The 13,040-nt window shown below is 39.2% G+C and carries 14 protein-coding genes; 12 read left to right on the forward strand and 2 right to left on the reverse strand.

Annotated elements, in window-relative coordinates:
* Positions 1-36: 36 nt before the first annotated feature.
* From P8610_RS19365 to P8610_RS19380, 4 genes are all read left to right on the forward strand, one after another.
* Entirely contained in the window at positions 37-459 is a 423-nt protein-coding gene (locus P8610_RS19365; RefSeq protein ID WP_394605840.1) for a pyridoxamine 5'-phosphate oxidase family protein, read from the forward strand.
* Between the two features lie 300 nt (positions 460-759).
* The gene (locus P8610_RS19370; protein WP_394605841.1) at positions 760-1,131 is read left to right on the forward strand and encodes a hypothetical protein; all 372 of its coding nucleotides are present in this window, start codon (positions 760-762) and stop codon (positions 1,129-1,131) included.
* Positions 1,132-1,140: 9 nt separating this feature from the next.
* Complete coding sequence (locus P8610_RS19375; RefSeq protein ID WP_394605842.1) at positions 1,141-1,995, forward strand: ABC transporter permease subunit; 855 nt, start codon at positions 1,141-1,143, stop codon at positions 1,993-1,995.
* The gene (locus tag P8610_RS19380; RefSeq protein WP_289497481.1) at positions 1,992-2,990 is read left to right on the forward strand and encodes an ABC transporter permease; all 999 of its coding nucleotides are present in this window, start codon (positions 1,992-1,994) and stop codon (positions 2,988-2,990) included. Before P8610_RS19375 ends, P8610_RS19380 begins: the two co-directional genes overlap by 4 nt.
* Before the next feature lie 41 nt (positions 2,991-3,031).
* Here the strand turns inward: P8610_RS19380 and P8610_RS19385 are convergent, their stop codons facing one another.
* Positions 3,032-3,199: a YjcZ family sporulation protein gene (locus tag P8610_RS19385; RefSeq protein ID WP_289497480.1), complete on the reverse strand. Its 168-nt coding sequence runs from the start codon at positions 3,197-3,199 to the stop codon at positions 3,032-3,034.
* Positions 3,200-3,325: 126 nt separating this feature from the next.
* On the opposite strand from P8610_RS19385, the gene P8610_RS19390 reads away from it, so the two are divergent.
* Complete coding sequence (locus P8610_RS19390; RefSeq protein WP_394605843.1) at positions 3,326-3,814, forward strand: DinB family protein; 489 nt, start codon at positions 3,326-3,328, stop codon at positions 3,812-3,814.
* A gap of 357 nt (positions 3,815-4,171) precedes the next feature.
* On the forward strand, positions 4,172-5,041 hold the full coding sequence (locus P8610_RS19395; RefSeq protein WP_394605844.1) for a metal-dependent hydrolase: 870 nt from the start codon (positions 4,172-4,174) through the stop codon (positions 5,039-5,041).
* Positions 5,042-5,071: 30 nt separating this feature from the next.
* Here the strand turns inward: P8610_RS19395 and P8610_RS19400 are convergent, their stop codons facing one another.
* Positions 5,072-7,483 carry a transglycosylase domain-containing protein gene (locus P8610_RS19400; RefSeq protein ID WP_394605845.1) on the reverse strand — a complete coding sequence of 804 codons (2,412 nt, stop codon included), beginning with the start codon at positions 7,481-7,483 and terminating at the stop codon, positions 5,072-5,074.
* A gap of 109 nt (positions 7,484-7,592) precedes the next feature.
* Here P8610_RS19400 and P8610_RS19405 point away from each other — a divergent pair, with 109 nt between their 5' ends.
* From P8610_RS19405 to P8610_RS19430, 6 genes are all read left to right on the forward strand, one after another.
* Entirely contained in the window at positions 7,593-7,895 is a 303-nt protein-coding gene (locus P8610_RS19405) for a hypothetical protein (RefSeq protein ID WP_394605846.1), read from the forward strand.
* A gap of 223 nt (positions 7,896-8,118) precedes the next feature.
* The gene (locus tag P8610_RS19410) at positions 8,119-9,036 is read left to right on the forward strand and encodes a GNAT family N-acetyltransferase (RefSeq protein WP_394605847.1); all 918 of its coding nucleotides are present in this window, start codon (positions 8,119-8,121) and stop codon (positions 9,034-9,036) included.
* Between the two features lie 51 nt (positions 9,037-9,087).
* A complete protein-coding gene (locus P8610_RS19415; RefSeq protein ID WP_289497473.1) occupies positions 9,088-9,699 on the forward strand; it encodes a TetR/AcrR family transcriptional regulator in 612 nt (203 codons plus the stop codon).
* Between the two features lie 417 nt (positions 9,700-10,116).
* Positions 10,117-10,662 carry an RNA polymerase sigma factor SigX gene (gene sigX, locus P8610_RS19420; RefSeq protein ID WP_394605848.1) on the forward strand — a complete coding sequence of 182 codons (546 nt, stop codon included), beginning with the start codon at positions 10,117-10,119 and terminating at the stop codon, positions 10,660-10,662.
* Entirely contained in the window at positions 10,649-11,824 is a 1,176-nt protein-coding gene (locus tag P8610_RS19425; RefSeq protein WP_394605849.1) for a hypothetical protein, read from the forward strand. Before sigX ends, P8610_RS19425 begins: the two co-directional genes overlap by 14 nt.
* A gap of 114 nt (positions 11,825-11,938) precedes the next feature.
* The gene (locus P8610_RS19430) at positions 11,939-12,397 is read left to right on the forward strand and encodes a C40 family peptidase (RefSeq protein WP_394605850.1); all 459 of its coding nucleotides are present in this window, start codon (positions 11,939-11,941) and stop codon (positions 12,395-12,397) included.
* Positions 12,398-13,040 lie beyond the last annotated feature (643 nt).

Below are 13,040 nucleotides of genomic sequence, written 5' to 3' on the forward strand. Positions count from 1 at the left end.
AGATATAATAGAGCCTAACTTTAAGGAGTGGATGACATGGATAAAGAGCAGATTAAAAATAAATTATTTGAGGTGCTGGAAAAAAAGCAAACAGGAGTGCTGGCGACAGTTAAGAACAATAAGCCGCATTCCAGATATATGACTTTTTTTCATGATGACCTGACATTCTACACGCCTACGAGTATTGATACCCATAAAGCTGAAGAAATTCAAGATAACCCGAATGTTCACGTACTAGTCGGTTATGAAGGCGAAGGGTATAATGATCCTTATCTAGAGATAGAAGGCACCGCTACTATAAGAGACGATCAAGGTTTGAAAGAAAAATTTTGGAACGATCAGATGAAACATTATTTTGAAGGACCCAATGATCCAAACTATATTCTGCTTGAAATTAAACCAAGTCTCATACGATTGATGAATGCAGGAGAACATGAACCACAAACTTTAGAGTTATAAAAAGTAGGCCTCTCTTTGAATAAAAGAGAGGCCTTTATTCGTCTGATTTAATAAGGACTTTCCCTACCTTAGCCATACATCATATAATTTTCCTATTATTGTAAAAAAAGCAGGTTGATTATACTTTAAACAGACTGAATATTCTAAATTATTCAAACGAGGGGGAGTTTAAATGAAAAAGATATGGGGTGCGATTGGTCTTCTAGCACTTTTAATCGGCTGCTCTGAAAAGATATTGATCAAAAACCTAAATTTACAGTGAAAGATGCCATTAATAAAAATCATGTGGTGATTCAGAACTTGTCTGAGAAAGAACATGAACTTATGACAGGGGCGACGAAAGCAGAACACCTTGTTCCCATGTTCGCTTTTTTAGACGATGTGAAAGCAAATAAAGAGAGTACACTGCAGATAACGGTTTTTCCGAAGAGCGGTGAGCCTACAACAAGCGAATTGCATTTCATTAGCAAAGATAAAACCATTTTTACAAATAATAATAAAACCTTTGCGATGCCCATTGGTGAGATTGAATGTATGAATATTATGGACTCCAACAGAAATTTAGCAGTAGATGGATGCAACGGGGAATATAGTAACGTTTTAGTTATTCCATTTGGTTCAAGAGAATACAATCTAGCAAAAGTAGAGTACAAAAAGATAAGCAACAAATAGGGGGATGTTATGCCATACATTTTAAGAGATAGCATGCTTTCTTTGATTCTATCTGTAATTGGAATCATACTGCTTGGCGCGGTTCCATTCATGTTCACTGGGATGACCTTTAATACGAGCGGTTATATGAATGGAATAGCAGAATTGTTTAAGACCATGATAAGTCCAGGAGAGATTATGTATTTTACGCAGAGTGGTCCATACCCGCTTTTTCCTAACATGTGGGGAATATACGGCTACTCATTGACCATTCTGTTTTCTGCATTTTTCATAGCCCTCCTTGTAGCACTTGTATTTGCGCTCATCATTTTTATGCTGCCATCACGTTTAAAAGATAAAATACGTGTTTTTTCCTTTGTTTTTGAATCAATACCTGATGTGTTAATTGCGATCGGTATTCAGTTTTTTATTATCTGGTTTTTCAAAAAGACAAATATTCTTTTGTTTCAAATTGTCTCACTTTATGATCAAAAAACTTATGCTATTCCCATTTTTTGTTTAACGGTATTGCCGACTCTTCTAATCTTAAGAATACTGCTGTTTAATATGGAAGAAGAACTCAAAAAACAATATATTGATACAGCAAAAAGTAAGGGGATCGGGGGTTTCCGCATTCTATGGCGTCATGTTTTACCAAACACGCTGCTTAGTGTGTTTCATCAATCTCGTAATATCCTTTGGTTTATGCTGTCCAATCTATTAATGGTTGAATATCTGTTTAATATATACGGAATTACAACTCTAGTAAGAGAAATGGGAAATCCGGCAATCTTTACGATCTCCATGCTTTTATTGTTTGTACCCATGTTTCTATTCTTTACGGTTCTCAGGATGATTACATATAAATGGGTGGGTGAAAAATGATGAAAACACTATGGAAGCAGCCTTTCTTTCTAGCGGGTTTTCTATTTGTCTTTTCATTGCTCGCCTTTAGCTTGTATCACCATTTTGTGATGGGAAATGAAATCTATGAAAATCAGATTGTCTATGAGGGTATTAATCCTGTTGATAAAGCACCCTTTGAGCCATCACGTGAGTATTGGTTTGGCAGCGATCGGATGGGGGCGGACCTGTTCTATCAAATCATATCAGGTGCAAAATACACATTGGGTATTGCTTTTGTTGCTAGTTTACTGCGAATCATCCTTTCGTATTTTGGCGGAATACTATTATTGAGTGCGGGAAAAGCCCTTCCGTTCATTAAGGGCTTAGGACAATCGTTTTATTATATCCCTTCAGCCCTCCTCATCTTTGTAATCGTCGCGCCAATCATTGCCGCAGATCAGTTCACATTCTGGGAGAAAGTATATTTTGAGATGCTTTTAATCGTATTGATTGCCGTACCGAACACCGCGATCTTAATAAAAGAAGAAATTAGCCTGATTCAGCGCGAAGAATTTATAACGAGTGCAAAATTGATGGGTGGAAGTAAGCTTCGAATTTTGTTTAAACACGTTATGCCACACTTATGGCCAAAACTCGTTCTTATGTACGTGCAGCAGGTTATTGCCGTATTGCTTTTGCTTGCACATCTTGGCATATTAGGTTTGTTTTTTGGAGGTACGATTTATCGGGAATTCTCACAAGAGTTTGAGATACCCGTATCGGTTTCTAACGAATGGTCAGGCCTTTTAGGTGGCTATTATTATCAGCTTAGACTTGCACCATGGCTTGTGTTTTTTCCTGTAATGAGTTTTGCTGCTGTGATCATGGCATTTAATTTTATGGCTGAAGGTATTAAGCGAGCGGGAGATCAATTGCCTGGTGGCAAAAAGATGATGAAGAACGAAGAAAGACATGTCCAACATGGATCAGAAAATTTCTCCTTTGTTTTTCTGGATGAACGAAAAACAAGTTAAATAAAAAGACAAGAGCAGCAACTCTTGTCTCTTAACAAATACTATCTCAACGTCGCACCGATGATGATGAGAAGGATAAAAAGCACTACAATTAAAGCGAACACTCCGCCGCCACCGTATCCCTTATAGCCGTAGCCACATGGGGTGTAGCAACCGTATCCGTATCCAGGGTAACCCCAGTTACGCTGTTGTTGTCTCTTTCCAAACATGCTGTAATTCCTCCTTCTTTCTTGTGCCTTATGCTTTCAACATAGTGTATGTCCCAGGGGGAGGAGTGACATGGACAAAATCCTAATAATAACGAAAAAGTTTTTTATATAAAGGAGGTCAAACTAATGTGTGAAGTGTTAAGTGAATATAGAAGTTTTGTAAATTGGCTGGAACAGCTAAAAGGCTTGCCGGAAGAATTTTGGCTTCAACCAATAAAGGAAGAAAAGTGGTCGACAGGTGAAATTATAGCTCATATCAAAGCATGGGATATCTTTGTATGGGATGAAAGATTTGCGTGTTTTGTAGGTCGATCGAACTTGCCTCCCAAAAAAGTTGATGTAGAAGAGATTAACAGAAGTGCTGCAAACGAAGCTAGGTCAGGCATCTCTAAGAATCAGCTTATTGATGAAGTGATTGAATGCCGCCTTGTACTCTCTAAAAAGCTTGAAGAGATGCCAAATGAGATTTGGGAAGAGAAAATCCAAATGGAAAATAGCACAATTACACTATGCGAATATATCAAGGGTATGGTGGAGCATGATCAGCATCACAAGATTCAAATAGATAATTTCCTTATATTTAAAGGGTTTGAGCTCGATGGACAGATCGTGTAGACACTTAGGAAATAACGTCGAATTTCCCCGGAAATTATCTTAGGAAATAATGGTAAGTTTACTAAGAGCTTCTGCCAAGACAGAAGCTCTTTTTTTCGTTAACATAAAGGAAGGTTGTTTTCTCAATCTTTGATGTTCTTGAAAGGGTTGATTTCCGCTCCAGGCTGCTCGCTTTCCGCGGGGCAGGCGGTGAGCCACATTCGTACGTTACACTCTTAAGTGTCTCACCTGCCAGCTTGTCCCGCAGGAGTCTCGCACCTTCCACTCCAATCAACTCGTCAATGAAGAAGCTTAACATAACCTAAAAGCAACAATCTGTTAGAAAACATTCTAATAATAACGAATAAAAGAGGACATATGGATACAGTTACTCACACATTATTTGGTTTAACGTTGTATGGTGCAGCTAATAAAATGAATATGGATAAGTCTCATAAACGGGCTTTGTTATTTACAACGGTTGTCGGGAGTCAGATTCCGGATATTGATGTTGTCGTTAACCTTACTGAAACGGGACGCATCATGCAGCAGATGTGGCATAGAGGATTAACGCACTCTTTTTTCCTTATTCCTGTTTGGGGCATGATTATCTATCTGCTAAGCAGGCTGTTATTCAAAGTAAAGGATCGAAGGATTTTTTACTGGGCTATACTCGCAGTGTTTATTCATGACACGAGTGATCTGTTCAACACATGGGGAACGGGATATGTTGAGCCTTTCTCGAGTTACCGTGTAACGTTTGGTACAATCTCGATCGTTGATTTTGTATTCTGGTTTCTTATGCTTGCTGGATTTATCGTGTCTCGAAAAAAAGAAGCTGACAGTCGCTATAAAGTGTTTAGAGTGGTATGGCTTCTAATGATTGCTCACGTTGCTGTTCAATCACTTCAAGGTTATGTCATTTATAATGAGGCAAAAGATAAGTACGAAGATGTCGCTTTAGCAGCTGGCTTTGTTCCTACACAATTTCAAGTGATCGGAAAAAAAGGCAATGAAGTTGAAATTGTAAAAGATAGTATTTTTATTAAACCGCAGTTGGAACATCGCTTAGTTTCAAGTGATGAAGCGGACTTAGAACCGCTTTTTGAAGAAAATCCTCGGGCCAAGACACTTTACGAATGGTCGCCGTTTGTAGTCGTAGTTGAAGAAGACGAGAAACTAGGAATTTACGATCCTAGATTTTATCGTAATGGAGAATCTTTTTTATATGAGTTCATAGAAAAGTAACCCGCTATAAGAGGCGGGTTACTTTTTCGTTTACTCTGTTGTCTGTGTACTTGTTGCTCCTGATGTTCCAGCCTCTGTCCCAGTCGTATCACCCTCAGGCGGGGGATCCGTTGCAGGCGGTTCAGTAGGTGGAGGTTCAGTTGGCGGCGGATCAGCAGGAGGTGGCTCCGTTGGCGGTGGCGGCTCCGTTGGAGGATCCTTTGGTTCAGGATCTGTTCCTGTTCCAGGCTCATCTTGTGGCGGAGGTGGATCTGCCTTATCATCTTTTGGCTTCGCCGGAGGAGGTTCTGGTTTTTTTTCTTCCTCCTTCTTTTTCTCTTCTTCTTGCTTTTTCTCTTTTTTCTTTTCCTCATTTTTCTTCTTATCTTTATCTTTGTCATTATCATTTGACTTAGAATCTTGTTTCTTTGGTGCTTTTTTCGGTTTAGGTGGAGCTGTCATTTCTTTTAGTGATGTACCTTTAACGATAAGCTCTTTTACGGTGTTAGAACCATTTCCGCTTTTGGTGATATACCCCGTGTCTTTATTGATATAAACTTCTTCAACAGACTTTGGTTTTGTAAACCCAGCTGTCTTTTTATCTTTTGAAACTTCTGAAACAATGGATTTAAAGATATACTTTGCAATCTTTTGGTCTTCTGGCGTTAAATAGGTTTCTGCAGTGGTTTTGTCATAGCCAGTCCAAACGGCTGCTGTGTAATTTGTTGTATAGCCCGCAAACCAAGAATCACTTGAACCTTTTTCATTATTAATTTCTTCAGGCAAGTTTGTCGTTCCTGTTTTTCCTGCTACTTCTAAACCAGGGATGGCAGCCAGTGTTCCAGTCCCGCGCGTAACCGCATCTTTTAACATATCGGTAATCATATATGCAGTGTAATCGTGCATAGCTGCGACAGGCTTAGATTCGTACTTAGCTTCATAGCCGTCAGGATATTTTACTTTGCGCAGAGTCGTAGGCTTATGGTAAACACCTTGATTACCGAATGCTGTATAAGCCCCAGCTAGTTCCAGAGGGGAAGGACCATTTCCAAACCCGCCGATTGCATATGCTGGATAAGCTTGTTTAATCGGAATGCCTAACTGCTGAGCAAATTTCACGGCATCCTCTGAACCGACCTCCATAAAGGTTTTTATCGCAGGGATGTTGTAAGACTTTACGAGTGCTTCACGCATGGAAACATCACCATGAAACTCGTCATCCCAGTTTCCTGCTTCCCAACCATCAATTTCTAATTCCTCGTCTTTTATCTGTTTATACGTAGACCACTTAAACTTTTCTATCGCAGGGCCATAATCCAATATCGGTTTTATGGTAGAACCCGGCTGGCGTTTAGTATCAGTTGCATAATTGAATCCTTTTTCAACATTCTGTTCACCGCTTGTTCGATTTCCACCTAACGCACGGATTACACCAGTCTTTGTGTCTAAGAGAGCAACCCCAGCTTTGAACTTATCGCTCGGGTATTTTACAAATTCTTCTGTTGATAATACTTTCTCGGTATGAGCTTGTGCTTTTGGATCAAGGGTTGTATAGATCTTTAACCCGCCTTCATAAATGGCACGTTCAGAAATCCCTTTTTCCTTCAATTCTTTTATAACTTGCTGAATAAAAGCGTCATACTTTAATCGCTGCACTTTTTCTTTCGCAAGTGAATCGGTTACAGAAGTGCTTACGGCTTCTTCTTTTTGCTGTTTTGTTATTGCGCCATTTTTGTACATAAGCTGTAAGACGGTATTGCGCCTTTCTTCCGCAACTTCAGGGTGGAGAAAGGGATCATAGCTGCTCGGTCGTTGAGGCAATCCTGCGAGTAGAGCTGCTTCGGCTGGTGTTAGATCTTTTAAAGGTTTGTTGAAGTACGTCTTAGAAGCAGTCGCAACACCATAAGCTCCGCTGCCAAAGTAAATCTTGTTTAAATACATTTCTAGAATTTCATCTTTTGTGTACTTGCGTTCGAGTTGAATAGCAAGGTAAGCTTCTTGTACTTTTCGTTCGATCGTTTTGTCTGAGGATAATACACTGTTCTTAACGACTTGTTGAGTAATCGTGCTGGCACCTTCTGCACCAAAGCCATCTTGAACATTGGCTACGGCAGCTCCTACAATTCGCTTTACATCGATTCCCATGTGTTCTTTAAACCGGACATCTTCTGTTGAAATGAAAGCTTGTTGGACCAGTTCTGGAATATCATTGATCTTTGCATATTCCCTTCGTTCAGCGCCGGTTACATACGTAATAAATTCATCATTCATGTCATAGATCATGGATGATTTCGGATCTTGCAAGTCTTCTTCTGTCAGTTTCGGAGTGCCGTTTACGTAAGCGTAAATCATGGCGCCGCCGAATGTTACGCTGGATAAGAAAAAAATTAAAGTAATGATAGCGGTTCGTCGAATCCAAAGCGAGCGTTTCTTTTTCTGACGAAGCTCTGTTCTTTTCGCCACAGCCCTCTTCCTTTCTTTAGGGTACTATCCTTGATTTACCCAATACTTGTATAAATAAAACAGTTTATAAAATGATTGGAGGGGAATCGGATAAAGGAGAGGTGATCTTATGAAAACACAGACAAAAGAGAGAGCGCAGATTATTTACTCCATGTTGGAAGAAATTCAACGAAACAAGACTATAAGTGAAGAACAGATTAATAAGTTAACAGAGGTAGCCCAACTATTAAAAGAAGATGTAGAAATAGGCAAAAAGACATCGGGAGTATTAGATGATCTGACTCAATTTGGAGAGAAAGCTTTGCAATTATCATCTGACCAACAACTGAATGACTATTATCAACAAGAAGAACAAAAAATAGAAGAGTATTACGAGCATTTTAAGATGCTGTTTGAAGAAAATCCATCATAATGAGCAGAAAAAAACTGATTCATAAGGTACGTTGAGTCCTTTTGAATCAGTTTTTTTTATATGGAATAATGTATTTTCCATGTTATTACGAGCTGAGAGTAAGACCGTAAAAGTATAGCAAAGTTTTGTCGAACGAATATGATGGTCAATCTTGGATTCTTTTAATAAAATTTAATAAAACGACCAGTCGTTTTTAAAAGTTAATAGTTGAGGAGTGATCGCAGTGTTAGTCATCAAACGGTTTAGTGAGTTATCTTTCAATGAAGCAATCTCGTTATGGAATGAATCATGGAAACATTATTACTCTGATATGACGATGGATCTTAATCGTTTTTTGCAGAAGATAGCGGGAGAAGGCATTTCCTTAGAAAAATCGGTTGTAGCGGTTTATGATGGTAAACTTGCAGGTTTCGTGCTAAACAGTTTCCGAACGATTAATGGAAAACGTTATGTGTGGAACGGCGGCACAGCGATCGCTCCTGATTTTAGAGGAATGGGAATTGGCAAAAAGTTAATCACCGTTTGTCTAAATATATATGAAGAAGAAAATGTAGATATAGCGAGGCTTGAAGCAATTAAACAAAATGAAGCAGCAATTAAGCTATATAAGAAAATGGGTTATCAAACTTTTGAAGAATTAATTTTTCTGCAGCATGAAGGTTCGGTTTTAAGCTTAAAAGAGAGAAATACGGATATACACGTAAGAGAGGCAAGCATGCAGGAAATCCAATCGTTATCATTTTATAAACCTGTTACAGCATGGCAGACGCAGTTTCCTAGTCTAAAAGATTTTACAGGCTTGCTGGCGATTAAAGGTGATACTCCGTTAGGTTATGCAGTTTATAAAAAGGGATACAAAGAGACTGGAGAGCTTGGAGGCATCGTACTTTATCAGTGTGAGACCGACTTGCAGCATCCAAACGAACAAGAAATCGTTGCTTCTCTTGTTCAAAATGCATTCGCTCCACTAGATGCATCTGTTAAAAGAATCACCATGAACATCCCTAAAAAAGATAACGCATTAAACCGTATGTTAACAGAATCAGGATTCACTGCTTTAGTTGAACAAGTGCATATGGAACGTCCTATAAAAGCAAAGAGTGAAGCGAAGGGAGTAAAAACTTTTTCCGAAATAGACTGAAAACTCTGTTATACTTATTTAGGAAGACGTGTCATAAATGGAGGAAGCATCATGCCTAAAGTTTCAGCTCAGTATAAAGCAGAGAAACGCAATCAGATTCTTGAGAGCGCCTTGAAATGCTTCGGTGAAAAAGGGTATCAAGCTACGATTATTGATGATATTGTAAAAGACTCAAACATTAGCAAAGGTGCAATCTATAATTATTTTGCCAGCAAAGAGGAGATCTACCTGCAGCTATTAAAGCAGCGTACAGATCGTTTTTTTGAAGATATGGAACAAGAGAACGCTTCTCTTACAAGTGCTAACGCAAAACTTGCGAATTTGTTCAAACGCTTTAAAAAGCAAGAGTTAAAAGAAGATGATCAGCAGACTATGAGAGTATATATCGAATTCTGGCTCTATGGTTCAAGGCAAGATGATTTAAAGTCCATTCTTGCGGAAAGATACAATAGATTCATTGATTACATCGTCAACATTATCATTGAGGGCCAGGAAGCTGGAGAGATCAATGCAAAATTAGATCCGCAAAATATTTCACGCATCTTTTGGGCTGTTCGTGATGGAAATGTTCTTCACTATTCATTTTTAGGTGAAGAAGAACAATATCGCAACGCCTGGGATACCATTGAAGAAATGTTTTTAAGCTATGTGAAAAATAAATAATAAAGACTGTTTATTTGTTGCTCTTGAAAGGTGTTGATTTCCGTTTCAGGTGCTCGCTTTCCGCGGGGTAGGCGGTGAGCCACATTTGTTACGTTTCACTTTTAAGTGTCTCACCTGCCCGCCTGTCCCGCAGGAGTCTCCCACCTTACACTTCAATCAACTTTTCAATGAAGAGAATGAGCCAAATAACAATAATATTACGAAAACAGCCTTATAAAAAGACACCTTTACCTGGTGTCTTTTTTGATTGTTAGCTGGTTTTGTCTAAGCAGAACCTCTTTTGTTGGTAATTATCGACAAATTGGCCCTATCGAGACACGCAAAATAAGAGTAGACTTAGAAGTAACATGTTTGTAATGTAACTTTTTATGAGTAAATACGACTACATAATTACATAGAGACAGGGGGCCATCCGAAGTGAAAGAAACGTTCGACCGGTTGTATGACGAGTATCATGCAGCTCTATTTCAATTTCTTTTTTATATGGTACGAAACCGTGAATCGGCAGAAGACCTTGTACAAGAAGTTTATATCCGGGTATTAAACTCATACGAAAGTTTTGAAGGCAAGAGTTCAGAAAAAACATGGTTGTATTCCATCGCCAGGCACGTGGCCATTGACTGGCTGAGAAAACAATCAAGACGCAATAAACGATTTCTATTTTTTGATATTAAAGAGAGTGAAAATGTGCTGCGAGACCAGGATCCCCTTCCAGAAGAGTTAATTGCCAAGAAAGAGTCTTATCGTGATTTATACAAGATGATGAAATGCTGTTCACTTGATCAGCAGCAAGTGCTTGTACTTCGGTACATTCAGTCATTATCGATCTCAGAAACTGCGCAAATTTTAAGTTGGACCGAAAGTAAAGTGAAGACCACCCAGCACCGGGCTATAAAAGAATTGCGCAAATGGCTGGATCAGCAACCGGGCCTGGAGGAGGAATTGAAAGATGGAACAAATTAAGTGGAACGATGAAAATATTGAACAGCATCTTAAATCTATGCCCCCTATCAAAGATCGCCAATCCAAGCGAGAGCTCTTTCTTAAGGTTCAGGCAAAGGTCGAATATAAACAGCATAAAGGAAAAAAGCTACCTGCGTGGAGCCTTCCTGCACTTGCCACAGCATGTGCGCTCGTATTATTTGGTATCTTTGTTCCAGATATAATGAAGAACGGCGGACAAAAGATGGAGAATTCCAAAATGGCGCAACACGATGGAGATATGGAAGGGAAATCCGCTTATGATTCTGCTGGAGGTAATGATCAAAGTAATGCAGGTATCATGAAATCAGAAACACCTGTTGCTTATCACGCTCCTCTATTGAAAAAAGACATTGAATCATCAAACAAAGACTGGGTAACGGTAGGTTATCTGGATGAGCAGGCGCAGCTTGTGATACCGGTGAGTTTTTTAACAGATAAAGATTATTACTTAAATAAGGTCAATGATCAGCTTCAAAAGTTTAACCCAAGCGATGCTGGTTTAGAGAGTAGTCCTTTAATAAAAGCTAAAATAACTGAAGAGGAAGAAACAGTAATTGTTGATTTCCAGTCAGGATCGGTTAATGAAGCAGAAGAGCCATTGATGAAGGCATTAATTTCAATGACTTTTGCAAACAACGGGGAGAAAGCAAAGGTGGAATTAACAACAGATGGGCAGCCAGGTTATGAATTCCCGCGTTTTGGTTCAGTTAAAGAGTGGGATCTCGCCGTTCCTGGAGCTCCTCACTACCGTTACGATGCACCGTCAAGTGATGCTTTTATCGTTAGTCTGTTCTCAACAGGTCAAGACGCGGAAACAATGCCAAAGGAGTTTGAGGACGCTCTTGAAATGATGGATGATGAACAAGAGCGCGGACTTAAACCGCTTCTTCCTAAGGACATTGCACTTGCAGTAAAAGAAATCAACAAGGATTATGTTGAGATTACTTTCCCAGATACGATGAAGCTCTCTGCTGATAATACCGAGGATCTCATGATGATTGATGCCATCCTCTTAACGGCTGAAAGTTACGGTTATGAGTCTGTGAAGTTTACAAATGCAAAACTAGATACAATAGGTCCCTATCACCTAAATAAACCGATTGAAGAAGTGACAGGAACCAACTTTTATCATTATCAATAGATTGTCGAAAAAGGCTGCAATTTGCAGTCTTTTTCTTTTGGAAAGATAGTAACTTTGCCTCTCAGCCCATCGACTAATGAAGTGTAAGAGCTAATTAAAGAGAGGATGTTAAACATGAAACGTATTCTAGTAGCATTTGTTTCATTAGGGCTCGCAGCCATGTTGATCTTAGGCGGTGTATCAGCAGCTAAAGCATCTCCATCCTATGACCAAGAAGTAACAGAGACAGCCAAACTTTATATAGGCACTCCATTTAAATGGGGAGGAACCACACCTAAAGGGTTTGATGCCTCAGGTTTTACAAAATATATATACAAAACAACCGTGGTTAACAAGAACTTGCCGCGAACGTCAGCTGAACAATACAAAGGCGGAAAAGCCGTTGCAAAAGGAAAAGAAAAACTAGGTGATCTCGTTTTCTTTAAAACGAATGGAAAAAGTGTTTCATTTGTAGGAATCTATATGGGGAATAAAGAGTTTATTGCGGCCACTTCTAAAGGTGTCCGGGTTCAGTCTCTTAACACGAAATATTGGAAAGATACTTACGTGGGAGCTAAGAGATATCTGCCGTAGCTGTAATTCCTTGTAGTTTTGAAAGTAGTTGATTTCCGTTTCAGATGCTCGCTTTCCGCGGGGCAGGCGGTGAGCCACATTCGTACGTTTCACTCTTAAGTGTCTCACCTGTCTAGTTGCAGTGGCTAGCCCCTCGAGGTCAAAAGCTAAATGATCCAGAAGGCAAAGTGCGCCTTCCTAGCTCATTCACCTTTTGCTTGTCGGGGCTGAACGAGCCACTTCCACTTTTCGGACTGCCCGCCTGTCCCGCAGGAGTCACGCATCTTACACTCCAATCAACTTGTCAATGGTGAAAATAAAAAATTCAACGTAAGTACTCTCATGAATTTAATAGATTATAAAAAATATTCCTCATCATTTGGAGGCAACTGAAAAACCGGTTGAATTTACCTCTTTTTCTTTTAAATCAATAAAAAACAAGGGCTTCGCATGAAAAACACTTGCGAAGCCCTTGTTTTTGACCCTGCCTTACCTTTTTTATTTTATTAACTTTATAAAGCGCCATATAAGGACTGATGACCATCGACTTTTGTTTTTGAATCATCCGTAATCACCCACACGTATTTGATTTCTTTATTATAAAAAAAGACCAGTCCAACTCGAAAACAGCTGGTTTGAATATTAACATGTAGGGATTGTAGCG

It is taken from the genome of Fictibacillus sp. UD (genome assembly GCF_043558025.1).
Lineage (GTDB): Bacteria > Bacillota > Bacilli > Bacillales > Fictibacillaceae > Fictibacillus.